Source organism: Pontibacter vulgaris (assembly GCF_022758145.1).
Lineage (GTDB): Bacteria > Bacteroidota > Bacteroidia > Cytophagales > Hymenobacteraceae > Pontibacter > Pontibacter vulgaris.
The window spans coordinates 356,397-381,326 of sequence record NZ_JAJVDH010000005.1 but is presented as its reverse complement, the minus strand read 5'-3'; the positions used below and the strand labels follow the sequence as shown (position 1 = coordinate 381,326).

Here is a 24,930-nt window from a genome sequence, read left to right as displayed (position 1 = left end):
ATTGAAATTAAGAAGGAACGAAATGATTAATATCTATACTTTATAACCTGCTATGCGCAACTGTAGTACTAGCTTCAGACACCGCACTACTATGGAAATTAAACCTAACTTGCATATTGGCACCTCTGGCTGGAGCTACCGCTGGCAGGGCATTTTTTACCCACCCGAAATAAAGTCTGCAGATTACCTCGCTTATTATGCCACGCGCTTTAACTGCACCGAAATAAACAGCAGCTTCTACCATTTTACCATGGCTAAAACCATAGAAAAGTGGCTGGCGAGCACGCCGGAATCGTTCCGGTTTGCCCCAAAACTGAACCAGGAAATTACGCACAAACGCAAATTCAAAGATATAGACGAACCACTCGATAAGTTTATGTCGCGGTACTTGCTGATGGGCGATCGCCTGGGACCTGTATTGATACAGATTGCTGCCAGCTTCCATTTTGAACGGCTGGTTGCCCAGGACTTTTACCAGACCCTGCGCGATAAATACCCTACACAGCAATTTGCTTTGGAAGCGCGCCACAGATCTTGGTTTACAGAAGAATCGCTGGACCTGCTGAAAGAGTATGACATTACCTTTGTTATTGCCAGCGCCGGCAAGCGATTCCCCGGCCACGAAACCACTACAAACGATACCGCATACCTGCGCCTGCACGGCGACGAAAAACTATACTCCTCGGCCTACACCGATGAGCAACTGGAACGCTATGCTTTTATGGTAAACGACTGGCTGCTGGATGGCAAAGAAGTATGGGTTTTCTTTAACAACACCATTATAGGCAATGCCATAACCGATGCCGAAAAACTGCGTGGGCTTGTAGAGAATATGTAAGCACAGGTGCTGGTGTTAAAGTATGAATTGCAGCCATCTCCGTTATAACCACCTTTTCTTCCTGAACCAGTAATAAATACTTGCTGTAACTACAGCCATAAGCAACATAATAAACGGGTAGCCATACTTTGTATGCAGCTCAGGCATAAAATCGAAGTTCATGCCATAAATACCTGCAATGAAGGTTAGCGGCATAAAGAAAACCGAAAAAATGGTGAGCACACGCATTACCTCGTTCGTTTTGTTGGAGGAAAGCGAAATATAGATATTGATCAGGTTGTTGATACTGTCCAGAATTTCGTCGTAAAGGGTGCTGACATGCAGGTGCAGGTCCAGCATATCCTGCAGGTCCGGGTTTTGAGGCAGAGTTAGGTTTATGCTGTCCAGGATTACTTCTGTTAACCGCAATATGCGCCTCGATACGCCCGCTTTGCGCTTTACATGGTATAGGCCTTTGGTTAGCGGCGCTGTGCTGGAGTGCAGAAAAATCTTTTCTTCATAGTAATCTATTTCGATGGCAAGCCGTTGTGCCGGGGCCTCAAAGGTGCGCAAGCTGGCTTTAATAATCTTCACCAGCAATTCAGATGTAGATTTAAGCATACCAGCATCAATGTGCTTTTGCTTTATCTCCAGCAGCAACTCAATTGGGTGGCGATGGATGGTAATAATAAAGCCCTCCGTATAAAAAATAGCGATCTTATTGGTTAGCTCCTGTATGGTATCCGCATCGATATGCGCGCTGGTATCATACACGCGTGTTATCATGAAAACAATGTTATTGATAACCTCATACTTGGGCAGGTGATGCGGCTCCAGGCAGTCTTTAACGGATGAAGAATGCAGGCCATACTTCTCTGCAACCTGCTGTAGTTCCTCTGCTGTCGGGTCTTCTACGTCAAGCCAGATCCAGCCTGCGGCCTCGTTTGTTGCCAGTATTTGTTGCACGGTATTTTGTAGCTGATGCTTTAATTAAAACTATAAGTATAGCGTCTTAAACTACGGAAATGCTCCAAAGGTTAGCCAAACAGGTACAAGTATAACATCACCTTAACACAACCGAAAAGTATAAAAACACGAAAGCCATACTTCCCAATTCAGAAGTATGGCTTTCAGTAAAGCGTTTTATCTTTTACTGCGGCTTAGCCAGCTGGCGAAGGTGCGATACGTGTGATGCTACAGCCATACGCATTTTAGGGTATTCGATGTAGTTGATACCATAATCTGCACAAGCCTGTTTAATAATTTTGCTGATGGCAGGGTAATGTATATGCGATACCTTCGGGAACAAATGGTGCTCGATCTGGAAGTTTAATCCGCCTACCAGCCAGGAAATGATCTTGTTGTTGGTAGCAAAGTTGGCAGTAGTTTTTAACTGGTGCACCGCCCATTCGTCTTCTACTTTAACTGCAGTTTCGGAAGCAGCCAGGAACTGAGTATCTTCTACGGTATGCGCCAGCTGGAACACGATGCTCATTACAAAGCCGGTAGCAAAACTATAAATCAGGAATCCGATAAGCCATGGCAGGAAACCAACCATAAAAATAGGCAAGCCAACAAACAGAACAGCATGCAGGGCCTTAAAGCTCCAGAAAACCAAGTGGTTGTTCAGCTTCATGGGTTTAAGCGGCATAGAGCCCACACGCTTGGTAAAATACTTGTTATAGTCTGTAAAAAACACCCAGTACAGGTATAAAGTAGCGTAAGCAGCCCAGAAATACCAGTGCTGGAAACGGTGTATCTTATAGTGCTTCTGTGTTTCGCACAGGCGTAAAAGGGGCTTCGCATCCAGGTCATCGTCTATACCATCAATGTTGGTATAGGCATGGTGAATTACGTTGTGCTTAGTATTCCACATAAACACGTTGGCACCCAGCACATTTATAGATAAGCCGGCCAGCTCGTTCAGCCATTTATACTTGCTGAAACTGCCATGCGAGCCGTCGTGCATTACATTAAAACCAATTGAGGCAGTAAGTCCGCCCAGTATTATACTTTCAATTATGGCCACCCAGGCAACAGGCGTAAAAAATAGAAGGTGCACATAAACCAACACCAGGCTTACCCATAAAATCACAGCTTTGGTGTAGAGTTTATAGTTGCCGTTCGGGCTTTTTCCGGCCTCGGTAAAATATGCGTTTATCCTGCTTTTTAACTCAGAATGAAATGAATTTGAAGGTTTTGAGAATTTTGGCGCCGCCATGAAATAACTTAAAGAGAAAAAATAAATAAACTCATGGCAAGTCTCCGGTTAGTTAAAAACGCCAAAAGTGTGCCGTAAATATAACGATTATAATTCAGATGAATTGCAAAGCCCCAGGCCATCATTTCAGGTATCTGCCCATTCTTTGCGAATAAACTTTATACTTCCGGACTTAATCTGCTTAATCTTACAACCAAACGAACCTTACTTAAATTCGTTTTTAGGATAAAATTAATGCAACCAGAAAACACTTAACTATGAAAGCTGTACGAAAAGGAGCCTGAAACTAGTGCCTGTTGCATTAGCCACAGGCCGTCAATGCATGTCAAATTTTCGTGCATCTTATTGCATACCAAACACTTCTGAAAACAAACTATGGGCTTAGAAAAATATAACCAGAAGCGCGACTTCAGCCAGACGCCGGAACCGGCAGGTACCGAGAAAAAACGCAAAGGCCAGTTACGATTTGTAGTTCAGCGCCACCAGGCCTCCACCCTGCATTATGATTTCCGGTTGGAGATGGAAGGCGTACTTAAAAGCTGGGCGGTACCCAAAGGCCCTTCTATGAACCCAGCTGATAAGCGCCTTGCCATGATGGTAGAAGATCATCCGTTTTCTTACAGAACATTTGAAGGCGACATACCGGAAGGCAATTATGGTGCAGGTCACGTTGATATCTGGGACGAGGGCACTTACCATGCGGCTGAAGCAGAAACAGGCGAAGTGGATGAAGAAGCATTGCTTCGCGGACTGGAAGCCGGAAGTATAAAATTTATACTTGATGGTAAAAAACTGCAGGGCGAGTTCAACCTTATCAAAATGAAAGGCCGGCAGGAAAATGCGTGGCTGCTCGTAAAAAAGAAAGATGATGAAGCGGTAACTGAAGCTTACGACAGCGAAGACTACCTTGATAAACCTTCCGGTTCCAAGCCGGCCAAAGTAAGTAAAAAAGCAAGTATAAAAAAGCCAGCTAAAACTGCCACCGCTGACATGCCGCATCACATTAAACCGATGATGGCCAAACTAACCGATGCACCATTCGACAGCGAAGACTGGATATTTGAGACAAAATGGGACGGTTACCGTGCCATAGCTGAGGTAAAAGATGGTAAAGTCAGCCTGTACTCCCGCACCGGAAAATCATTTGCAGATAAGTATAAACCCATTGCCGAAAGTTTGGAAAAACTGGAGCATAATGCAGTATTAGATGGCGAGATTGTAGTATTGAACAAAGAAGGCCACGCCACTTTTCAGCAATTGCAAAACTACCAGAACACGCCAAGCGAGCATTTATACTACTATGTTTTTGATTTGCTATACCTGGATGGCGAAGACCTGCGGCACCTGCCATTGCTGGAGCGGAAAAAGAAGCTGGAAAGTATACTTAAAGGTAACACGCCGGCCATACGTTACTCTGAGCATGTGGTGGCAAAGGGCAAAGCTTATTTTAAGGAAGCCCAGCAAAAAAAAATCGAAGGCATTATGGCAAAACTTGCCAGCAGCCCTTACCGCACCGCCGCCCGTAGCAGCGAGTGGCTGAAAATAAAAACACACCTGCGGCAGGAAGCCGTAATTGGCGGATTTACAGAACCTAAAGGCAAACGGAAGCACCTGGGTGCGCTGGTACTGGGTGTTTACGATAACGGAAAATTCACGTATGTAGGCCAGAGCGGCAGTGGCTTTAACACCAAAACCCTCGAGATTCTCCAATCAAAACTAAAACCGCTAACGCAAACTGATTCTCCTTTTGCTGGAAAAGTAAACCCTAATGCACCCGTAACATGGGTAAAACCAGAGTTGGTAGCAGAAATCTCCTTCGCCGAGTGGACGGCAGATGGCCTGATGCGGCAGGCGATTTACGAAGGCCTGCGCGAAGATAAAAAAGCGAGCGATGTAGTTCGTGAAAATGCGTTGCATACACAAGAGATTATAGAAGCCGCTGCCGCAAAACCCAAGGTAAAAGGCAAAACTTCAGAAGCTAAAACCGTTAAACCCAAATCCGATTCTAATCGCACCGAAGTAGAAATTGAAGGGCAGCCTCTATCCTTAAGCAGCCTCGATAAAGTATACTGGCCGGAAGAAGGATATACAAAAGGCGACCTCATTAATTATTACCAAAGCATAGCGGATGTACTGTTGCCTTACCTCCAGGACAGGCCACAATCTTTACTCCGCCATCCGAATGGCATCACAAAACCCGGCTTTTTCCAGAAAGACATAGACCACACACCGGATTGGGTACGCTCTGTTAGCCTGCGGGCAGAATCTACGGGCGAGAATGTGGATTACCTGGTTTGCGACAATAAGGCAACATTGGCGTACATGAACAACCTGGGCTGCATTCAGCTTAACCCCTGGAATTCGCGCATAGCCAACCTCGAAAAACCAGATTACCTGGTTATAGACCTGGACCCGGACGAAAACCCTTATGATGAGGTGGTAGAAGTAGCCCTGGTTACAAAAGAGATTCTGGATAAAGCCGGAGCCGAAAGCTTTGTAAAAACATCCGGCGCAACGGGCATGCATATTTATGTGCCGCTTGGCGCAAAGTATACCTTTGAGCAGGCCAAGCAGTTTGCATTTTCGGTGGCCCAACTGGCGCACAACCGTTTGCCTGAACTTACCAGCCTGGAGCGCAACCCCAAAGACCGCCGTAACCAGGTATACCTCGATTATCTGCAGAACGCCATCGGCCAGACTGTGGCAGCACCGTATAGCGCCCGCCCACGTGCAGGTGCAACCGTTTCCACGCCTTTACTGTGGGAAGAAGTTAAAAAGGGACTTCATCCAACTGCATTCACTATCAAAAATATACCCGACCGGGTCAGGAAAATGGGCGATATCTTTAAAGGTGTTTTAGGAAAAGGTATTGACCTAGATGCTTGCCTTAAGCGACTTAAAAAACTGGAATAACTAGTTATACTTTAACTGGTTTATACTTCAAAAAGCTGCTTTATACTTTATAAAAGCAGCTTTTTCATTTATCAGTCTCTGATTCCTTCTGTGCGGCAACACACTCGGGACCGAGCCCGATTATACAAAACTGTTGTTCACTGATTTTTTGCGATAGCTACTGAATATCAAGTTCAACTTTACGATCACATTATACTTGACTTGGTGACAAAAGCAGTTCAAGTAGAAAATCAGCATTAATAGTAAAGCCTGACTATGCAATCTTAAACCGCATAGTCAGGCTTTACTATCTATATTTATACTTCAATTTATACTTATACTTCAAAAATAAAGAAGGGCAAAGTATAACCCTCGCGCACAAGTATAGGTTTTGATACATTGAACACCTTTACACCGCTGTTGGTTACCCCCTCCAGGGTGCCAATATGCGCATGCCCGTGAAAAGCTGCCACTACCTGCCGGCGGTTCAGGGGCTCTACCAAACGGGAAGAACCCAGAAATGGGAAGATCTGCTCAGGCTCCCCTACTACCGTTGCCTGTATGGGCGAGTAGTGCAGCACGGCAATCTTTTTTATGTTCTCGTTTTCCCCATCGAGGCGGGCCAGGGCAGCATCCAGTTTTAGGGACTCATCTACAGCTTCCTGCACAAAGTCCTTCATCATCTTTTCGCCAAACATGCCCAGCATTGCTTTATCAAACCCGCCGCCAAAACCCTTTACGCCAGCAAAACCAACATTTCCGATCACAACCGAATCGCCATCCAGCAAGTGCACATTCTCGCTGATAAGGGCTTTACGAATGCCTTTCTGGTTATCATGGTCGTAATCGTGGTTGCCTAATACAGCTACTACGGGTATGGTGCACAGGCGTAGTTCTTTTGCCAGAATCTCTGCTTCGGCTACGCGGCCTGTATCGGTCAGGTCGCCGCATAAAAGCAACACATCTGCCTGCGTGGAAATTTCCCGGAATAGATCTTCCCATTTACCACGGTCTGTTTCGCGCACGTGTATATCGCCTACAGCTGCAATGCGGGTAATTTCACGTTGGGGGTTTTCTAAATTCTCTTCATTCTCCATACTCTACTGCTAAATGGTTCGGATGGTCATTACTTTATAATCCCATTCGGTAATATCAACGCCATACTGTGTCTGGTCGAAAAACGGACCGCGGCAGATCTTATCAACCTGCGCCGGTACATCAAACTGCTCTTTTGCCCGGCTCAGCAATTCATCGAAAAGCCAGCGGGGTATAATGTCACGCTCTGACGGGTACACAAACTGAAAAGTAAGTAACTGTGCCAGCAGCAAATGCCAGTGCTGCTCCATGCGCACCATTACTCTTTTCCAGTTTAACTTATCGCCGTACCTGAGTATAATATGGTTGATATCGGCTCCGTCGAAACGCTCTCGGTTTTGTACGTAGGTTTTACACCAGATCAGCTCCTCGGCCGGTATGTACTGCACCTGCACGCCCCATAATTCGCCTTTCACAGCATGGTCGAACCATGTATCGTCTACGGGGCAAAAGTTGCCGGGATTGTTAAAGATCAGGTCAACAAAATGCTCGCCTTTTATTGCCTTGGCCAGCCAGCGGGCATCTGAGTTCTCGGTTTCGTAACCAGCTTCTGCAAATACTTTAAGTATACGCGGGTATTCGCCGGCTTTGCAGAACACGTCCAGGTCTTTTGTTTCGCGTATGATGCCCGTGTATTCGCGCAATGCAAATCCGCCTCCTACTAAGTATGGGCAACCGCTTTTGTTCAGCAATTCCAGCGCTTCGCGGTAAAACCCCTGTGCCTCCAGCTTTTTATTATCTTCTTTAGACTTCGTTTCCTTAGCCATATTGCTCTTCAAATCAAATGGTTAGTTGTACAAGATGCTATGGCTTGTTAGCATTGGTTTTTATGCCTTTAGCTTTAAAAACCGATGCTTTTTCTCTTGCCAGAGTAGATGCATTTACTCCTTTGCCTTAAAAATTGTTATATCCGGGCACGGCTGCCTATACCATAATAAATACCCGTGCTATACCAACTCGCCGGCTTGAGCTGCGTTATTTTAAGTAGTACAGTTAAGTTTTACATTTACCAATTAAACATTACAGGCTATGGACAGACCACAAGATCAAAACTTATATGAGAACTTTAGCGGCTACCATACTCACCGTTCGGAGCGCTTCCGGCACCCGGAAAGCAGTAGCGAACGCAACCTTCCTGAAAACTATGGGAACAGAAACCGCGGCAGTTGGTCTGATATGTCTCGGAGCAGCGATAGATTTGCACAACCACATCGGGAAAGCCGCCAGGACATTGCCGGCACTTACAGCACCTCTTACAACTATGGCAATATGGGCAGCTACGGCGGCGCACAGGGCTTTGGAGATATAAGGGGCGGCAGGCCATCGCAGCGCCACTACGATTCTGACACACATCTGAATTTTGACAGCGGCATGGGCTCGCCACAACATGCCCGGCAGGAAGGGTATGCGCCGAGCGGGCATCGCTCTTACGGCTACCAAAGCGATTACGACAGCCATGGCATGGGATCTTCCGGAAAAGAATCCCAACGTGAGTCTTATAGCTCTGACAGATTCCAGGGAAGCCAGCAGGACCGTTCGGAATTTAACACAGACAGAAACCGCCCTTCAGGTTATAGCCAGGAGCAGGGCAATTACATGGGTAGCGGCTACAACCGCACCACACGCAGCGAACCCCGTGGCGACTATGGCTCGCTGGGTCGCTACGAAAGTAACCGTTACGACGAGCCTTATGGCATGAGCGGCTTTTATCGGGGTGGTTATGGCCCAAGCGGCTACAGCGAGCATTTCGAGAGAGATGCCCGGGATTTCCAGCGGTATTAAACTATAGACCAGAAGTACAAAGTATAAAGGCGCAGCTATGGAGTTGCGCCTTTATACTTTAAAATCAGCTTTCACAGTATGTAAAAACCTCTAATGCTTATATATAAAGGAAACATGAAAGCCAGCCCTGACAGATTATACAACGATGTGGAAACACTTACCTCCATCTCGCCTCCCCGAAATTACCTGCAACTGGAGTCGCTGAACAAAGCCGCGACCTATATTATATCTGAATTCAGGAAGTTAAATTGCCAGGTAAAAGAGCAGCCGTTTCAGGTTGATGGCAATCCTTACAAAAATATTACAGCCATTTTTGAAGGTAGGTCAGCGGAAAGAATTGTAGTAGGTGCCCATTATGATGTATGTGGAGACCAACCTGGCGCAGACGATAATGCCAGTGGAGTAGCTGGGTTACTGGAAATAGCCCGACTCCTGAACGAGAGGCAAAATGAATTAACACATACTATAGAATTGGTAGCTTATTGCCTCGAAGAGCCGCCATACTTTGGTAGCTCAAACATGGGAAGCGCGGTACATGCCAGATCATTAAAAGAGGCTGGTGTGCAGGTAAAGGCCATGATTTGTTATGATATGATCGGCTATTATTCCGATACACCAGGTTCGCAACGTTTTCCCAGCCCTGAATTTAGTAAGTATTACCCCGATACAGGTAATTTTATAGTTGTAGTTAGCAGGCAAGGCGACGAGGCATTTACTCAAAAAGTGCGTGACCTGATGCAGCCGCATTGCCAGGTTCCTGTTTACGCCGTTAACTTACCCGAAGCATTTGGCCTTGTGGGTTTATCCGATCATCGTAATTACTGGAAGTATAACATTGATGCGGTCATGATAAACAACTCGGCTTTTCTACGTAACCCGAATTATCACCTGCCTACCGATACGATAGATACCCTGGACTTCGATAAAATGGCTGAGGTGGTAAACGGTGTATACAATGCCATTATCCGGTTATAGTTGCTAAATTTTATACTTATACCTGAACGCCCGACAAATGCTCCAGTCGCTCTCCTTCCAAAGTCAGGTAGCCTTTCATTAAATCGGCAGTAAGGCACGAATGCACAGGCAAAACATAGATCAGGTCGCCAATTTTATACTTGTTAAACTGCTCTTCGTTAGCTCTTATTATACCATGTTCCTGCGATAGCGATACCAGCTCTATACCATTAACCGGCAGTGTCCAGCCTTTTTCTGTTAACTCCACTACCCTACCGTATAAAGCGCCATTTTGCTGCGGTAACACATCTTTAGAGAAATGAACGCTGCCGCCATAGAGTATGATCTCTAACCGATCCGGGTGTTTGGCAATAACAGGGCAGGCCATACAAACTGCTATCTGTTCAAAACTACAGGAACCGATGTGCTGCTGCGTCAGATCGTAGAAAACAAAATTGCCGGGCCGTATCTCATCTACCCCGTTTATACTTTGCAGCACACTGCAGGAAGGCGTATCGCCAATGGAAAGCTGCAGCTGCGGGAAGCGTGTTTTATAGCGGTCGCGAACAAGCTGCAGCAGGTATACAGAAGTGTTGTAAATAGTAACGATAGCTTCTTTTTCGGTTTGTTTATAGGTATGGCCATCGTGCGCCAGAAAACCTTTAAATATCAGCTTATCACTGTTCTCCACGTTATTTATTACTTCGTCGAGTGTAGTATGGTCTTGTGGTTGCAAGCCGGTACGGTGGTAGCCCGTATCTATTTTCACCCACAGGTTTACCGGGATTTCCAGCAGTTCCGCCAGCGCCGTAACTGTTTCCGGGTTCACGGCCACTACATGCAGACTGATAGCACTTGCCAGCTCGTTTATAAGCTCTATTTCCCGCAGATTGACAGGAATGGCCACCATGATATCTGTCCAGCCATGGCGGGCAAAATACTGCGCCATCCGCAACGACGAAACCGTTATTGCCTCCACGCCACGCTCCCGGAACCACTCGCCCACCTGCGCCGACTGGTGCGTTTTAAAATGCGGGCGCAACCTGATGTTATTGCGGCTTGCCTTCTCAACCATCATATCAATGTTCTGCAGACATTTTGCTTTATCGAGCAATAAGGTGGGTACGGTTATGTTCATGGCAGTTTTATTTGCTGGAGCCTAAGGTAAGCAGCCATACTTTTGTGCACAACGGTTCGGTAATATTTTGACGCGAAATCATACTTCTACATTACTTACTTTACGCGTACATTTGCAGCTGCTAACTTACAGCCCCTATGAGCTACTTTTACGTTAAGGCCCTGCATATCATTTTTGTGGTAACCTGGTTTGCCGGTTTGTTCTACATTGTGCGCCTGTTTATTTACTATGCCGAGGCCGCCGAAAAACCAGAACCAGAGCGCAACATCCTGCAAAACCAGTTCCGGATCATGCAGAAGCGCTTGTGGTATGGTATCACATGGCCTTCGGCTATACTTACGCTTATTTTTGGGCTTAGCATGCTCTATCTGTATGGCTCAGTACCGGGCTGGCTTATCTGGAAACTCTCTTTTGTGGTAGGTTTATACATTTACCACTTTCTCTGCCATAGTATATTTAAACAGCAGCAAAACGGCATTTTAAAGTATACATCCTCGCAGCTCCGCATCTGGAACGAGGTAGCTACCCTTTTCCTCATCAGCATTATATTCCTGGTAGTTCTGAAGAGTTCGTTAAGTATGTTGTGGGGAATAATCGGGCTTATACTTTTCTCTGCTATACTGATGCTGGCTATCCGGATATACAAGCGCCTGCGCGAGAAAAGTATAAAGTAGATACCCTGCACCCGCTTTCGCACTTTCCTGCAGATTGTGTACATTTGTACAAAGTATACGGCACATGAAGCAACCAGCATTTAAGGAAAACGAACGCGAACTTTTAAAACTGATCCGTTTTTTCAGTAAGCGCGCAGAGCGTTTAATGGAAGAAGGCGAAATGAGCAATGAAATAACCCAGCTTACCAGCGCCTGCGAAAACCTGGAAAAACAGCTGCACATACATGCCGAAAACCGCACCGCCATTTTAGATAAGCGTGCGCGCCTGGAGCAGATTATTGAAGACAACGCGCAGTGCCCGAAATGCCAGAAAGCTGATATGTTGAAACGGACCGGCGTAACTACTAACGAGCGCGGCTGGAAATGCAATACCTACAAATGCCGCCGCTGCAACATTTCCTTCACCTGGAACCGCCCCAACAACCCGTGGCACATGAAGGAGTTTATGCAGGTATACATTGCCGAGCTGGAGCTTAGCCTGCAAACAGAACAAAACGAGGACATCCAGGCACATACCCGCCAGGCCATTGCCCAGCTACACGAGAGCCTGGAGCGCCTGAGCCCGGTACTGGAAACTTCTGATGAAGAAGTTACTGCGCTGAACGAGAAAGAAAAGGAAATGGACCGCCTGATCCACCAGTTCAAAAACTACCTGCTAATAGAAAAAATTAAGCTGGATACGTACCAGGAACCGGAATAAAACAACTTCGCTTTAAAAGTATAAAGTATAGTTTGAGTCGGCTAAACCCCTGTATCAGCAGGTACCAGATCGTGAGCGTGAGAAAGGAAACCGGGATACCGAACCCTACCATCATGCTGGCAAGCCGTGGTTTTAAGCCATATTGCGTAGCTACTATCGAGGCCGTAATCATAGGCGCCATAGCTGCTTCAAGTATACTTATCTGCACTACAGGGCCGCTTTCTTTCAGCAACAAAACATACAGCACATAAATGATTGCCGGCGCCAAAATCAGTTGGTACAACAGGCCCAGCAGCAGAAAACGCCAGTGTTTGCTGCGCCGCTCCATGCGCAACTGCAAACCTACCGATACCAACGCAATGGGCGTAACCGTATTTCCCAACCGCTGAAATACCTCTTTTAGCTCATCCGGAAAACCGAGCCCTGCCACGTTTAAAGCAAGTGCTGCGGCAAACATTACAAAAGGCGGAAATGTAAAAATTTTACGGGCGATGGCTTTGGCATCGGGTTGCCCGCTGGAGAAATAAGCAGCCAGCGCAATGCCAAGCGTAGATACTACCACAAACGTACCCGGCTGATCGACAAGTATGGCTGTTTCCAGACCTGCTTTCCCATAAAGCGCCTCAATAATCGGGAAGCCTACAAAAGATGTGTTACCAAGGCCCGCTGTAAGTATAAGGCAGCCCACCAGTTTTTTAGACCAGCCATACACTTTGCCCAAAGTATAAAAAAGCAGAGCAGAGCCTGCAAAGCCTATCCAGGCCACACCTACAGGTAATAAAACCGAGCTATCCAGCTTTACTTCAGGTATAAAGTATAAAGTAAGTGCCGGCAGTGAAATGTAGATGATAAACTGGTTTAGCGCAAGCGCTGTATTAGCCGGAAACCCAGGCACACGCCGCAACAAAACCCCGATGAGAAGGCAAAGAAAAACTAAAATAATGCTGCTCATGAAATTACGGCTGACATTCTGGATTTATACTTCTGATTGGCAAATTTAGACATCTGCCCGGATGATGTGGATATACTTTAAATATATCAGACCATTAATTTCACAACTAACACAGCTGCGGCTTATAAGATCAAACTTAAAGTATAAAAAAGCGGCTATACCTGCCAAGCAAGTATAGCCGCTATAAAAATCAGTTATTACTTATTAAATAGCTTTTGCTTTTTCTTTTAACCAAGCAAGTTCGTCTGCAGTAAGGTGCGGACCAACGCGGTCTACAACCATCTGGTTATAGTTGTTGAGCCATTCGATCTGACGCTGTTCCAGTAGTTCTTTTTTAACCGGGGCAGTGTCGATCAGGGCAACCGTGAGGTGTTCGAAAGTATAAAACTCCCCAAACTCATTCGCTTCGTCCTTTACTGTCAGCACCAGGTTTTCAATTCTGATACCGTAACGCTCAGGTCGGTAAATGCCAGGTTCCACCGATGTGATCATACCTAACTCTATATCAACCGGTGTTGGGGTTGGGTTAAATACATGCGGACCTTCGTGCACATTCAGGAAAAAACCAACGCCGTGGCCGGTACCATGGCCATAGTTGCGGGCATAATCCCAGAGCGGTTTGCGGGTAATGGCATCGATCTGGTAACCGCGCGTACCTTTCGGAAAACGGGCTGTCGCGCCATCAATCATACCTTTCAGTACCAAAGTATAATCTGTTTTCTCGTCGTCGGTCAGGTTGCCCAACGAAACTACGCGGGTAATATCGGTAGTGCCTGTTCGGTATTGTCCGCCCGAATCCAGCAAAAACAAACCATCTGCTTTCAGCTCTACATCACTCTCCGGGGTAGCTTTGTAATGTGGCAGCGCACCGTGCGCTTTGTAACCGGCAATCGTATCGAAACTTTCGCCAACAAAACCTTCCAGTTCTTCTCTGAAGCCACGTACTTTATCGGCTACCGACATTTCGGTAATGCCGCCACTGGCCACGTTTTCTTCCAGCCATTTAAAGAAGCGTGTTAACGCAATACCATCTTTTACCATGGTCTGGCGGGTGTTCTCTACCTCCACTTCATTTTTTATAGCTTTAGAGTAAGTAGTAGGGTTTGTTTCCTGGATTACGCGAACTGTTGCCGGCAATAATTTATACATGGCATAGCAGTTGCGTTTCGGATCGATGAAAATAGAGGCTTTTTCAGGTAGCTCAGACAGATACCTTTCCACAGCTTCGTAAGGCTTTAGCTCAACTCCGGCTTGGTGCAACTGATTTTTTTCCTCCTCGTTCAGCTTGCTTACATCTATAAACAGAAAGGCTTTTTCCTGGCTGATGAGCGCAAAACTTAACACAACAGGATTACACTTCACATCAGAGCCACGCATGTTAAAGAGCCAGGCCATGTCATCCAGGGAAGAGATCAGGTGGTATTCAGCTCTAAACTTTTTCAGTTCGGCGCGTAGGTCGGCCAGTTTGCTTGTGGTGGATTTACCTGTAATTTCTTTGCCCACCAGGAAAGCCGGTGCTGTAGGTAGTGCAGGCCTGTTTTGCCAGATCGGATCCAGGTAATCGCGGTCGGTGGCGAAGGTTATACCTAGCGGTGCTAACGATTGCTCCAGCAACTGGGCCAATCCTACCGATATCAGTTTGGCATCGTAGGCAACTACGGCACCATTGGGCAGGCGCTCTGCCAGCCACTGAATGTATTCAGGTGCCTGCTGTACTTTCAGTTTTACGAGCTCAAACCCGCTGCCTGCCAGTTGTTCTTCTGCCTGCACAAAATAACGGGCATCGGTCCAGAGGCCGGCAAAGTCTGCTGTAATAACCAGCGTACCTGCCGAACCGGTAAAACCGGAAGCAAAGTATATACACTTGTAACGATCTGGTAAATATTCACTTATATGCGGATCTGCAGAAGGAATAATGTAAGCGCTAATGCCCTGTTCCTTCATTTGGCTACGTATGCCTGCTAATCTTTCTTTATAGTTCATTTCGTAGTTTTATCTGTGTTCAGGCAAATTATAAAAAGATGCGCTAATTAAGTAAACGTACCGGTATTATTTAGGTAGTATAACTTTAAAAAACAGCCGAACCATAAGCATTAAAATTTAACTATATTAAGACTTACAAGCATAAACCAACTTATACTTAACACGCAGAACCCAGACACCTGAAAATTATTTCAAAATAGAATACAGACTTTTTCAGCGCAAAACTGTACAAAAAAAGAGCTTCATATTTTCTATAGTTTACAAATTTACTGACCTTTGCAGCCGCCAGGGTTGCACAAAAACATCAACTTAAATTCTATTGCTCAGCCCGCAATAACAGAAGTTCGCCTATGCTTTCACAAGTACACTACCCTGCAGTAAATTCTGAACTTTTTAAAGACGAGGCTCTGCAACAGATATGCCACCTGGATTACCTGTACAGAATGGCTGGCGGCAACCAGGAGTTTACCCAAATGATGATCAGGTTGTTCCTGAAACAGCTTCCTATAGAGCTCAAGAAATTAGAACTCGCCATCACTTCCGAAAATTACAAGGACGTAAAAGAGGTTTCGCATAAGCTAAAATCTTCTGTAACCATGATGGGAGCCAGCAGCATGGAGGATATCCTGAAGCAAATTGAAGCTTCTGTAACAGAAGGCGTAATCCACCAAAACATACTTGTACTGCATAACCAGTTGGTTGAGTTATTTAACAGGGCCGCCACGGAGCTAAACCTGCTTGTAGTGCAGGACTAAATTTTTCAGTTACCTGACATAACCTTTAAGTATGAAAATTCTTGTAGTTGAGGACGATGAAATGATTTTACGTGCCCTCGAATTCCGGCTTAAAAAAGACGGGTATGAAGTTATACTTGCCAAAACCGGCAAAGAAGCACTCGAAAAACTTGCCAACGATACATTCAAATTGGTTATCACAGACCTAATGTTGCCTTTTGTGACTGGCATGGAGGTATTATCTCACATAAAAACAAATGCATCGGAGGTTCCTGTAATTGTACTATCGGCAGCAGATGAAGAAAAAACCATTATGGACGCCTTTAAACTGGGAGCCGACGATTTTATTGCAAAACCTTTTAGCCCCGGTGAACTTTCGCTAAGGGTAAAACGGTTGCTAATCCGTTATACTTCGGCCAGATGATTAAACATTTACGCGCTGCGTTAAGGATTTTTACAATACTTACAATTTTCATACTTTCTGCCGGTAGCCTCTTTGCACAGGTTACGGTAAATACCGATTCGCTTTTGCAACAAGCGCAGAAGCTCGCCAGCCAGGGCAAGTATAAAAACAGCCGCCAGTTAGCAAAGCAGGTATTGCAGGCAGCACCAACTTACACCGATGCAGTCATACTCATCGGCCGTACCTATGCCTGGGAAAGCAAGTATGATTCTGCGCGAACTATACTCCTCCCGCTTACCAACACAACTCCCACACAGGCGGAAGCGCTTCAGGCTTTAGCCGATGTGGAGCTGTGGTCAGGAAATCCATCAAAATCATTGCTGTACGCGGAGAAAGGTTTGCAGCAAGAACCGGCTTCTGTTGCATTTTTATTGGCGAAGGCCCGTGCCCAGCGCGAACTGCATCAGTATAAAGAAGCTACAATAACACTGCAACGCATACTTGCCCTTACACCCAATCAGCCGGAAGCACTGCAATTAATTAAGCAGATAGAAGATGCCGGCAAGTATAACCGCCTCCGCGCAGACTACCAGCTTACTACTTTTAACCAGGATATACCCAACTGGCACCTAGGCACACTGGAGTATAGCCGGCAAACGCCTGAAAATAATTATGTGGCAAGAGTAAATGTGGCAGAAAGGTTTGAGCAGCAAAGTATACAAGGCGAGCTGGAAGCCTACCCCCGGATTAACGAAAAAACCTACGCCTACCTCAACCTGGGTATTTCAGATGGCAACCTGTTTCCGGAATACCGCGCCGGAGCCGAAGTATACCGCATGCTGCCTTACCGCCTGGAAGCATCTGTGGGTACACGCCTGCTCTTTTATTCAACCGAAACGGTTACACTTTTTACCGGGCACATCGGCAAGTATTTTCCTAAATACTGGGCATCATTCCGGCCATACCTGCAACGTCAGAACAGCAACTGGCAAACTACCGGCATTTTACAGCTGCGCCGATATTTCAGACACGAAGATGAGTTCCTGACCCTGACTGTAGCAACAGGCAGCACACCGCTTACCCAGGTAGGTTTCGAAGAAATCAGCCGGTTAAACTCCAATCGTGCCGGCCTGGAAGGACAATTCAGGCTGAGCCCCTCGTTTCTGCTGGGTGGCTTATTTATGTTTGAATACGAAGAATATCAGGCCAAAGCATCCCGCAACCGTTTTACAACAGGCATAACGTTACAGCATAAGTTCTGATGGAAGACACCTTTACTTTTATACTTCCTTTTCAGGGCGAAACAAACGACAGAACACTGGTTAATTTTAACCTGCTGCTTGCTGCTGTTTTTCTTGCGCTGGCATTTTTGCTGTTCCTGTTTATACTTATCAGCCGTTGGCGTGATGGTTACAGGGTTTCCAGAAGGCTCTGGATGGAGAATATTTCCCAGGAATTTATTACCACCTACCTGTTTTCTGACGATGACCTGACGCCGGAGCAAAGTAAATTCTTTCAGAAAAAGTATATTAAGAACGATAGCCTGCGGCAGATTTTCCTGGAGAACCTGATCCTCTTGCACAAGAACCTGATCGGAGAATCATCAGACAAACTTCGCCAACTATACATAGATTTCGGGCTGTACCAATTCTCCAAGCAAAAGCTCTATTCAGACTCCTGGAACGTAATTGCCAAAGGCATTGGCGAACTGGCAGAAATGGATATGCAACAGGATAGCAAACTCATACGCTCGTTTGTTAACCATTCGCACTCCATACTTCGGTCTGAAGCGCTGGTGGCTTTAATTAAACTGCGCAACAACAAGCCTTTCGCCTTTTTAAACAAACTGGAGGAGCCCCTGCTGGAGTGGCAGCAAATGCAACTGGCCCGTGCCGCACAAAAGAACCAGCTTCTTGCCATTCCTAACTTTAGTAAATGGCTGAAAAACAAAGAGGACAGCATTGTGATTTTTTGCCTGCGCATGATTACCTACTACACACAGCACGATGCCCTGCCAGTTATACTTGATTTGTTAATACACCCTTCGGCACAGGTGCGCGAAGAAGCGGTAGCCACCTTGCGCCACCTCGAGGCTTATGAAGTTACACCCAAGCTGGTAGAAATCTATGAGAACGAAACTGTTGAAGTAAAGCTGGAAATACTCCGGACACTTGCCACCATAGCCGGACCGGAAACTATTGAGTTGTATGAAAGCCAGTTGCAACAACCCGATAAACGCCTGCAGCTTGCCGCCGCCAGGGCACTGGTATTTTGCGGCGAAGAAGGGAAAGAGAAAATCCTGAGTATAAAAAACGATTTAGAACACTCGCTGCAAACTGTGGCAGCTTACGCCCTCGACGAAAGGCTATGATGGAGCTTCTTCAATATTATATCAGCCAGACGGCTACCTTTTTTAACCACCTTATCCTGGTCTATGCCATCGGCATTTGTTGCAGCTATATTATACTTGCTATGATATCGGCCTGGGCCATGCGCAAGTATAAAAAAAGGAACAGCTTTACTGATTACCGAGCTATACTTTCGTCGCAGTTTGCGCCTTCTGTTTCCTTAATTGCGCCAGCTTACAACGAATCTATGACGATTGTAGACAATGTACGCTCGCTCCTGACACTGCATTACAATAACTGCGAGGTTATTATTGTGAACGATGGTAGCAAAGACAACACCATGGAACTGCTTATTAATGCTTACGAGCTGGAGAAAGTAGATTTTGTTCTTGATAACCAGATAGCTACCAAACCCGTGAGAGGTATTTACAAGGCTAAAAACCCGGCGTACCATAAACTGGTGGTGGTAGATAAAGAAAACGGCGGCAAAGCCGATGCACTGAATGTGGGTATCAATGTATCGTCGAACAAGCTAATTGCCTGCATAGATGTTGATTGTATACTGGAGCCGGATTCGCTTCTGAAACTGGTAAAGCCTTTTATGGAGGAAGAGCGCAAAGTAATCGCAACCGGCGGCGTTATCAGGATAGCCAATTCCTGTGTGGTAGAAGATGGCCGGTTGGTAAGCGTACGTGTGCCCGATAAATTTATTGCACGAGTGCAGATACTGGAGTATTTCAGAGCATTTTTAATGGGCCGAATGGCATGGGCGCACCTCGATGGACTTCTGTTGATTTCGGGCGCTTTTGGCATGTTCGATAAAGCCACTGTAATACGCGCCGGCGGCTACAACCACAATACCGTAGGCGAAGACATGGAACTGCTGGTACGCATGCGCCGCCTGATGTACGAAGAAAAGGAGCCCTGCAAAGTGGCTTTCATACCTGACCCTTTGTGCTGGACCGAAGCACCCCAAACCTGGGATATACTTAAGCGACAACGCAACCGCTGGACCCGCGGAACTGCTGAAACACTGATGCTGCACCGCAAAATGATCCTGAATAAGCGCTATGGTATACTTGGTTTGTTAAGCCTGCCGCTGTGGGTACTTTTCGAGTGGCTTGCCCCGCTTGTAGAGTTCTTCGGGATGATCTTTTTCATTTGCCTGGCCGTGTTAGGATATGCCAACTGGCCATACTTCTTTTCCTTTTTTGGATTGGTTTACACGTTTGCCATCATGAATACCGTATTTGCTATTTTATTTGAGGAACGCTCTTACCAGCAATATAAACGACGGCGCCACATGTTAAGCCTGGTAGGTACCGCCCTGCTGGAGCCTTTCATTTTCCATCCGGTTACCGTGTGGGCTGCCGTTAAAGGTAATTACGATCTTATTACAGGTAAAAAAAGCTGGGGCGAAATGACACGTGCCGGCTTTGCTCAGAAGAAAAATTAATAAGTATTAAATTTCAAAGTAAACCACAATTCTGGTATAAGTATAACATTGGCCTCACGCAGTTATACTTCCTTACAGCTAAAGTATGGGGCAACCCGGAAAAACAACCAATCGTGGTTTCCGCAACTTCCGTGAATAAGGAAAGTATACTGTACTCTTTGCAAGTATAAAATACCTTTTCTCAGGGCATGCTTAAAACCTGCTGATGATCATCAGACCCAAACACAATTGGCTTAGAATGCTTTTCGTCTGGAGAGGCTCTGTGTTACAACAGATCTATCCCCGGCTGCTATTATTGGGCTTGTTGTCGCTGGTGGTAGTATACTTTCGGGGGGAGCTTTTTCATTATAAAATACCGTTAAACCCTGCTCCTTTTACCCTGATAGGCGTTGCGCTTGCAATTTTTCTGGGTTTTAGAAATAATGCCGGTTACGAACGTTTCTGGGAAGGACGCAAACTTTGGGGCGCATTGCTAAATTACACGCGTTCGCTGGCAAGGCAGGCAACAACCATGAGCGGCTTGCCGGTTCAGTCCGAACAGGTTTCATACTTTATAAACCTGCTGATTGCCTTTACATACGCATTAAAACACCAGCTACGAGAAACAGACCCCACACCTGATTTTGAACGCCTGCTTCCGCCAGAACTTACGCAGCGGGTACAGCCTGCAAAATATAAACCTATCATGCTCTTACAAGAAATGGGCAACTGGGTACAACAACGAAAAAAAGAAGACCTCTTGGATTCGATTACAGTAACCGCCATTGACCAAAACTTTAACGAACTATCCAATATTGTGGGAGGCTGCGAGCGCATTGCCAGTACCCCGATTCCTTACCCATACAATTTACTTTTACACCGCACAGTATACATTTACTGTTTTCTACTTCCCTTTGGCCTGGTAGACAGCATTGGTTGGATGACGCCGTTGTTCGTAATTTTCGTGGCTTATACTTTTATGGCCCTCGACACGATCATCAACGAAATTGAAGAGCCATTCGGAACCGAAGCCAACGACCTGGCTCTGAACGCCTTGAGCCGGATGATCGAAACCACACTTCTTGAAATGATCGGTAAAAAAGCACCGGAGTTCCCTCAGAATCCACAGGCTTATATAGCAGATTAATTCCAGCCTTCTATTAGCCAAATCTCTTCTCTCAAAACCGCACAAACTGTTCATTATTGAACACCTTTAAAAGGCTAAAAATCAATTATTTAGTTTACAATTACCTGTAGATCAAGGATTTACAAACATGGCACATAGTTTGGCTATATAGCATTGAGCTAGTACAAAATACAACTATGGACCGAGAACTTTCAGACTCTGTAAAACAAGCCAGCAAACGAAAACGCATCTGGCAATTAAGTATAGCTGCTGCCGTGGTGGTGGCAGTTATCTTTGGTTTCAGAAGCCTTATTGCACCAGGTATAGCGCGCTCCGAAATCAGAACTGCTATAGTTGAGCAAGGACCTGTTGTGGCAACCATAACCGCATCCGGTGTTGTGGTGCCCGAGCACGAACTGGTAATAACCAGCCCGATACAGGCACGCATTGAACAAGTGGTGCGCAATGCCGGCGATAAAGTACAGGCTGGCGATCAGGTCCTGCTTCTGGACCGTGCCTTTACCCAACTTAACTATGAAAAACTGAAAGACGAGCAGGAACTTAACAAACATAAAAGCGTGCATATGCGCCTGAACCTGCAGAAAACACTGAACAGTCTTTCGTCTCAGCTGGCTATAAAACAGATGCGGGTAAAAACGCTGCAAGCGCAATTGCAAGACGAAAAGTACCTGCTTAAAATTGGCGGTGGCACCCAGGAAAGTGTGAAACAAGCAGAACTTAACCTGAAGATAGCGCAGCAGGAATTTGCCCAGATAGAGCGCGAAATGGCTACGGAACGCGCCCTGCTAAAAGCCGATGAGCAGGAATTACAGTTTACAATGGCCATGCAGGGCAGGTCTATTGAAGAGCTGCAGCGCAAAATGGAACAGGCCGAAGTTCGTGCCACCACCCAGGGCGTGGTAACGTGGGTTAAAAACGAGATAGGCAGCACCGTAAACGCCGGCGACATCATTGCCCGCCTCGCCGACCTCAGTAGTTTTAAAATACAGGCTACTATCTCAGATGCTTTTGCAGAACAACTCAGCACAGGTGGATCGGTTATAGTTCGCATAAACGACACCGACCTGAATGGCACCATCACCACTATTAAGCCAACAGTAGAAAACGGGGTTGTTACCTTTTATATAGCCTTAACCGAAAAATCGCACCAGCTGCTGCGCCCCAACCTGCGCGTGGATGTATTTGTAACCACTTCCTCTAAAAACAATGTGTTGCGCGTGAAGAACGGGCCATACTTTAAAAGTGCTTCTAACCAGCAGGTATTTGTAGTAAGCGGCGATGAGATTATACGGAAACAGGCTAAAGTTGGGGTAAGCAATGTAGATTTTGTGGAACTCGAGGATGGTGTGCAGCCAGGTGATGAAATAGTGATTTCGGATATGAAGGAGTACCAGCACCTGAACAAAATAAAGCTAAACTAGCCATGAAGAAGCTAAACATCTGTTTGTTGTTTGTGATGCTGGCTGTGCAGGTTGTGGCACAGCCGGCAAACAGGCAACTGAACCTGCAGGAAGTAATTGCACTGGCACAGGAACAGTCTGCAGCTATACGCCAGGCACAAACCAGCCGCGAAAACAGCTACTGGCAGTGGCGCAGCTTCAAGTCTGATTATCGCCCGCAACTGGAGCTTAAAGGCACTTTACCCGACTATAGCCGTTCTATTATTCCGGTAACGCAACCAGATGGCACCACCGATTTTAAAGCCGTAACTATAAACAATTCTGAACTGGGCCTTACACTAAACCAGGTAATTGGCGCTACCGGAGGCAGCATTTTTGTAACATCTCTGATGCAGCGCTTCGATGATTTTGACCGCAAGCTCACACGCTATAACGGTAACCCCGCCATTATTGGCTTACAACAGCCCCTGTTTGCTTACAACAACCTGGCATGGGCAAAACGCATAGAACCGCTACGTTACGAAGAGTCGCAGAAGCAATACCTGGAGGAGCGTGAAAAAATAGCTGTTAAGGCAACTGAGCTATACTTCAGCCTACTGCTCGCTCAAACCAACCAAAGTATAGCTGCTAAAAACAGAGCTAATAACGATACACTGTATACTATTGCAGAAGAAAAGTATAAACTCGGCCGCCTTTCTAAAAACGACCTCCTGCAACTTCGGCTTGCCGTGCTGAATTCTGACCTGGCACAGGCGCAGGCTGAACTAGACAAACAAACAGCTGCACTGGCATTAAAAACATTTATTGGCTTACAGGATAGCACACAGCTGCAACTGGCTGTACCGGAAAGTATACCCGCCACACACGTAACGACAGCGACAGCACTGGCAGAGGCCAAAAAGAACCGGAAGGAAAGTATAAACTTTAAGCGCCGGATGCTGGAAGCTGAAAGCCTGGTAGCCAAAGCAAAAGGTGATAACGGGTTAAATGCCAGCCTCTTCGCTACTTTCGGCCTCACAAACCAAGGCGGTAACTTTACCGATATTTACGATCAGCCTGAAAACCAGCAGCGCGCCCGCATTGGCTTTAGCATGCCCATTGTGGACTGGGGCCGTCAGCGCTCCATTCATAAAGTAGCAGAACTTAACAGGCAACTGGTGCAATACACTGTGGACCAGGAAGAAACGACTTTTGAGCAGGCCGTGCTGACGCAGGTAAATCAGTACAACACCCTGAAAACAAGAATTGCCACTACTTCTGAAGCCGACGCCATTGCCCAGGAGCGCTATACTATTACAAAAAACACTTTTGTTATAGGCCGCATCAGCATCACCGATCTGAACATAGCATTAGCTGAAAAGGACCAGGCACGCCGCGCCTACATTGCCTCGCTCAGCGAGTTCTGGCGGGCGCACTATAACCTGCGCCAACTTACACTTTTTGACTTTGAACGGCAGGGGCCAATCACAACTGAAACAGAAAGCAGATGAAGACTTTAATTCTAGTAACACTAAACAACAAATCAGAACTATCAAACATCAACCTATAAAACTATGATCACTTTAAAGAACATTGAAAAGGTATACCAGACCAAAACCATTGAGACGGTAGCCCTGCACAACGTTAACCTCGTGGTGCCCAAAGGAGAATTTGTCTCTATTATGGGCCCTTCGGGTTGCGGCAAAAGTACCCTCCTAAACATTATGGGCCTACTGGATGCGCCTACCAATGGTGTGGTGGAAATAGCCGGAACGCCCATCCAGAAGTATAAAGATGGGGAACTGGCCAAAATCCGGAACCATAAAATTGGCTTTGTTTTCCAGAGCTATCACCTCATCAACGACCTGAGCGTGCTCGATAACGTGGAGCTTCCTCTCCTATACCGCAGCAGCATGTCGGCAGCGGAGCGACGCACCCGTGCACTTACTGCATTGGAAAAAGTAGGCCTGAGCGCCCGTACCAAGCACTTCCCCAGCCAGCTTTCTGGTGGGCAGCGCCAGCGCGTGGCTATTGCCCGTGCCCTTATCGGCCAGCCTGAAATTATACTTGCCGATGAGCCTACCGGCAACCTCGACTCTGTGATGGGAGAAGAGATAATGAACATTCTGCTGACCCTGAACCGAGAAGATGGCACCACCATCGTGATGGTAACACACGACGAGAACATGGCAAACAAAACAGAACGGCTTATTCGCTTCTTTGATGGCCAGCAGGTAGCAGATTCACGTGTTTTCGATTTTCAAAAAGTATAAGCC

Annotated in this window: 22 protein-coding genes; 15 read left to right on the top strand and 7 right to left on the bottom strand. The window is 46.3% G+C overall.

The window, feature by feature from the left end; genetic code table 11:
• The first annotated feature begins 91 nt into the window (after positions 1–91).
• Positions 92–838 carry a DUF72 domain-containing protein gene (locus tag LWP20_RS14025; protein ID WP_242928785.1) on the top strand — a complete coding sequence of 249 codons (747 nt, stop codon included), beginning with the start codon at positions 92–94 and terminating at the stop codon, positions 836–838.
• Between the two features lie 42 nt (positions 839–880).
• Here LWP20_RS14025 and LWP20_RS14020 read toward each other — a convergent pair whose 3' ends face one another.
• Together LWP20_RS14020 and LWP20_RS14015 are read right to left on the bottom strand one after the other, a co-directional pair.
• Complete coding sequence (locus LWP20_RS14020; RefSeq protein ID WP_242928784.1) at positions 881–1,783, bottom strand: magnesium transporter CorA family protein; 903 nt, start codon at positions 1,781–1,783, stop codon at positions 881–883.
• Positions 1,784–1,967: 184 nt separating this feature from the next.
• Positions 1,968–3,038: a fatty acid desaturase family protein gene (locus tag LWP20_RS14015; RefSeq protein ID WP_242928783.1), complete on the bottom strand. Its 1,071-nt coding sequence runs from the start codon at positions 3,036–3,038 to the stop codon at positions 1,968–1,970.
• A 375-nt stretch (positions 3,039–3,413) separates the two neighbouring features.
• On the opposite strand from LWP20_RS14015, the gene ligD reads away from it, so the two are divergent.
• A complete protein-coding gene (gene ligD, locus LWP20_RS14010) occupies positions 3,414–5,951 on the top strand; it encodes a DNA ligase D (protein ID WP_242928782.1) in 2,538 nt (845 codons plus the stop codon).
• A gap of 314 nt (positions 5,952–6,265) precedes the next feature.
• On the opposite strand, the gene LWP20_RS14005 is transcribed toward ligD, so the two are convergent.
• Positions 6,266–7,027, bottom strand: coding sequence for a metallophosphoesterase family protein (locus LWP20_RS14005; protein ID WP_242928781.1), 762 nt, complete (start codon positions 7,025–7,027; stop codon positions 6,266–6,268).
• 9 nt (positions 7,028–7,036) lie between these two features.
• The gene (locus tag LWP20_RS14000; RefSeq protein WP_242928780.1) at positions 7,037–7,792 is read right to left on the bottom strand and encodes a nucleotidyltransferase; all 756 of its coding nucleotides are present in this window, start codon (positions 7,790–7,792) and stop codon (positions 7,037–7,039) included.
• Between the two features lie 262 nt (positions 7,793–8,054).
• Between LWP20_RS14000 and LWP20_RS13995 the strand changes: the two genes are divergently transcribed.
• Positions 8,055–8,807 carry a hypothetical protein gene (locus LWP20_RS13995; protein ID WP_242928779.1) on the top strand — a complete coding sequence of 251 codons (753 nt, stop codon included), beginning with the start codon at positions 8,055–8,057 and terminating at the stop codon, positions 8,805–8,807.
• Positions 8,808–8,900: 93 nt separating this feature from the next.
• Complete coding sequence (locus LWP20_RS13990) at positions 8,901–9,782, top strand: M28 family peptidase (protein ID WP_242928778.1); 882 nt, start codon at positions 8,901–8,903, stop codon at positions 9,780–9,782.
• Positions 9,783–9,798: 16 nt separating this feature from the next.
• Here LWP20_RS13990 and LWP20_RS13985 read toward each other — a convergent pair whose 3' ends face one another.
• Positions 9,799–10,899 (bottom strand): alanine racemase, encoded by a 1,101-nt coding sequence (locus tag LWP20_RS13985; protein WP_242928777.1) that lies wholly within the window; start codon positions 10,897–10,899, stop codon positions 9,799–9,801.
• Positions 10,900–11,036: 137 nt separating this feature from the next.
• On the opposite strand from LWP20_RS13985, the gene LWP20_RS13980 reads away from it, so the two are divergent.
• Positions 11,037–11,573: a CopD family protein gene (locus LWP20_RS13980; protein ID WP_242928776.1), complete on the top strand. Its 537-nt coding sequence runs from the start codon at positions 11,037–11,039 to the stop codon at positions 11,571–11,573.
• Positions 11,574–11,637: 64 nt separating this feature from the next.
• Complete coding sequence (locus tag LWP20_RS13975) at positions 11,638–12,273, top strand: hypothetical protein (protein ID WP_242928775.1); 636 nt, start codon at positions 11,638–11,640, stop codon at positions 12,271–12,273.
• Here LWP20_RS13975 and LWP20_RS13970 read toward each other — a convergent pair.
• On the bottom strand, positions 12,242–13,225 hold the full coding sequence (locus LWP20_RS13970) for an AEC family transporter (RefSeq protein WP_242928774.1): 984 nt from the start codon (positions 13,223–13,225) through the stop codon (positions 12,242–12,244). The two genes, LWP20_RS13975 and LWP20_RS13970, sit on opposite strands and share 32 nt — an antisense overlap.
• A 204-nt stretch (positions 13,226–13,429) precedes the next feature.
• Entirely contained in the window at positions 13,430–15,208 is a 1,779-nt protein-coding gene (locus tag LWP20_RS13965; RefSeq protein WP_242928773.1) for an aminopeptidase P family protein, read from the bottom strand.
• Between the two features lie 350 nt (positions 15,209–15,558).
• On the opposite strand from LWP20_RS13965, the gene LWP20_RS13960 reads away from it, so the two are divergent.
• The 9 genes from LWP20_RS13960 (at position 15,559) to LWP20_RS13920 (ending at position 24,927) form a co-directional block, all read left to right on the top strand.
• Positions 15,559–15,963, top strand: coding sequence for an Hpt domain-containing protein (locus LWP20_RS13960; RefSeq protein WP_242928772.1), 405 nt, complete (start codon positions 15,559–15,561; stop codon positions 15,961–15,963).
• A gap of 31 nt (positions 15,964–15,994) precedes the next feature.
• Positions 15,995–16,366: a response regulator transcription factor gene (locus tag LWP20_RS13955; protein ID WP_242928771.1), complete on the top strand. Its 372-nt coding sequence runs from the start codon at positions 15,995–15,997 to the stop codon at positions 16,364–16,366.
• Complete coding sequence (locus LWP20_RS13950; RefSeq protein ID WP_242928770.1) at positions 16,363–17,607, top strand: YaiO family outer membrane beta-barrel protein; 1,245 nt, start codon at positions 16,363–16,365, stop codon at positions 17,605–17,607. Before LWP20_RS13955 ends, LWP20_RS13950 begins: the two co-directional genes overlap by 4 nt.
• Positions 17,607–18,716 carry a HEAT repeat domain-containing protein gene (locus LWP20_RS13945; RefSeq protein WP_242928769.1) on the top strand — a complete coding sequence of 370 codons (1,110 nt, stop codon included), beginning with the start codon at positions 17,607–17,609 and terminating at the stop codon, positions 18,714–18,716. The genes LWP20_RS13950 and LWP20_RS13945 overlap by 1 nt, the downstream gene beginning before the upstream one ends.
• Complete coding sequence (locus tag LWP20_RS13940; protein WP_242928768.1) at positions 18,713–20,149, top strand: glycosyltransferase family 2 protein; 1,437 nt, start codon at positions 18,713–18,715, stop codon at positions 20,147–20,149. The genes LWP20_RS13945 and LWP20_RS13940 overlap by 4 nt, the downstream gene beginning before the upstream one ends.
• A gap of 205 nt (positions 20,150–20,354) precedes the next feature.
• Complete coding sequence (locus LWP20_RS13935; protein WP_242928767.1) at positions 20,355–21,275, top strand: bestrophin family protein; 921 nt, start codon at positions 20,355–20,357, stop codon at positions 21,273–21,275.
• A gap of 176 nt (positions 21,276–21,451) precedes the next feature.
• Positions 21,452–22,696, top strand: coding sequence for an efflux RND transporter periplasmic adaptor subunit (locus LWP20_RS13930; RefSeq protein WP_242928766.1), 1,245 nt, complete (start codon positions 21,452–21,454; stop codon positions 22,694–22,696).
• A gap of 2 nt (positions 22,697–22,698) precedes the next feature.
• Complete coding sequence (locus LWP20_RS13925; protein WP_242928765.1) at positions 22,699–24,165, top strand: TolC family protein; 1,467 nt, start codon at positions 22,699–22,701, stop codon at positions 24,163–24,165.
• 63 nt (positions 24,166–24,228) lie between these two features.
• Positions 24,229–24,927, top strand: coding sequence for an ABC transporter ATP-binding protein (locus LWP20_RS13920; protein ID WP_242928764.1), 699 nt, complete (start codon positions 24,229–24,231; stop codon positions 24,925–24,927).
• The last annotated feature ends 3 nt before the right edge of the window (positions 24,928–24,930 follow it).

Excerpts from the sequence above, each read along its gene's own strand:
- LWP20_RS13950 (WP_242928770.1), top strand. The coding sequence starts at position 16,363 with ATGATTAAACATTTACGCGCTGCGTTAAGGATTTTTACAATACTTACA.
- LWP20_RS13985 (WP_242928777.1), bottom strand. The coding sequence starts at position 10,899 with ATGAACATAACCGTACCCACCTTATTGCTCGATAAAGCAAAATGTCTG.
- LWP20_RS13970 (WP_242928774.1), bottom strand. The coding sequence starts at position 13,225 with ATGAGCAGCATTATTTTAGTTTTTCTTTGCCTTCTCATCGGGGTTTTG.
- LWP20_RS13940 (WP_242928768.1), top strand. The coding sequence starts at position 18,713 with ATGATGGAGCTTCTTCAATATTATATCAGCCAGACGGCTACCTTTTTT.
- LWP20_RS13955 (WP_242928771.1), top strand. The coding sequence starts at position 15,995 with ATGAAAATTCTTGTAGTTGAGGACGATGAAATGATTTTACGTGCCCTC.
- LWP20_RS13975 (WP_242928775.1), top strand. The coding sequence starts at position 11,638 with ATGAAGCAACCAGCATTTAAGGAAAACGAACGCGAACTTTTAAAACTG.
- ligD (WP_242928782.1), top strand. The coding sequence starts at position 3,414 with ATGGGCTTAGAAAAATATAACCAGAAGCGCGACTTCAGCCAGACGCCG.
- LWP20_RS13995 (WP_242928779.1), top strand. The coding sequence starts at position 8,055 with ATGGACAGACCACAAGATCAAAACTTATATGAGAACTTTAGCGGCTAC.
- LWP20_RS13965 (WP_242928773.1), bottom strand. The coding sequence starts at position 15,208 with ATGAACTATAAAGAAAGATTAGCAGGCATACGTAGCCAAATGAAGGAA.
- LWP20_RS13945 (WP_242928769.1), top strand. The coding sequence starts at position 17,607 with ATGGAAGACACCTTTACTTTTATACTTCCTTTTCAGGGCGAAACAAAC.
- LWP20_RS13960 (WP_242928772.1), top strand. The coding sequence starts at position 15,559 with ATGCTTTCACAAGTACACTACCCTGCAGTAAATTCTGAACTTTTTAAA.
- LWP20_RS13935 (WP_242928767.1), top strand. The coding sequence starts at position 20,355 with ATGATCATCAGACCCAAACACAATTGGCTTAGAATGCTTTTCGTCTGG.
- LWP20_RS14015 (WP_242928783.1), bottom strand. The coding sequence starts at position 3,038 with ATGGCGGCGCCAAAATTCTCAAAACCTTCAAATTCATTTCATTCTGAG.
- LWP20_RS13925 (WP_242928765.1), top strand. The coding sequence starts at position 22,699 with ATGAAGAAGCTAAACATCTGTTTGTTGTTTGTGATGCTGGCTGTGCAG.
- LWP20_RS14025 (WP_242928785.1), top strand. The coding sequence starts at position 92 with ATGGAAATTAAACCTAACTTGCATATTGGCACCTCTGGCTGGAGCTAC.
- LWP20_RS13990 (WP_242928778.1), top strand. The coding sequence starts at position 8,901 with ATGCTTATATATAAAGGAAACATGAAAGCCAGCCCTGACAGATTATAC.
- LWP20_RS14000 (WP_242928780.1), bottom strand. The coding sequence starts at position 7,792 with ATGGCTAAGGAAACGAAGTCTAAAGAAGATAATAAAAAGCTGGAGGCA.
- LWP20_RS13980 (WP_242928776.1), top strand. The coding sequence starts at position 11,037 with ATGAGCTACTTTTACGTTAAGGCCCTGCATATCATTTTTGTGGTAACC.
- LWP20_RS13930 (WP_242928766.1), top strand. The coding sequence starts at position 21,452 with ATGGACCGAGAACTTTCAGACTCTGTAAAACAAGCCAGCAAACGAAAA.
- LWP20_RS13920 (WP_242928764.1), top strand. The coding sequence starts at position 24,229 with ATGATCACTTTAAAGAACATTGAAAAGGTATACCAGACCAAAACCATT.
- LWP20_RS14005 (WP_242928781.1), bottom strand. The coding sequence starts at position 7,027 with ATGGAGAATGAAGAGAATTTAGAAAACCCCCAACGTGAAATTACCCGC.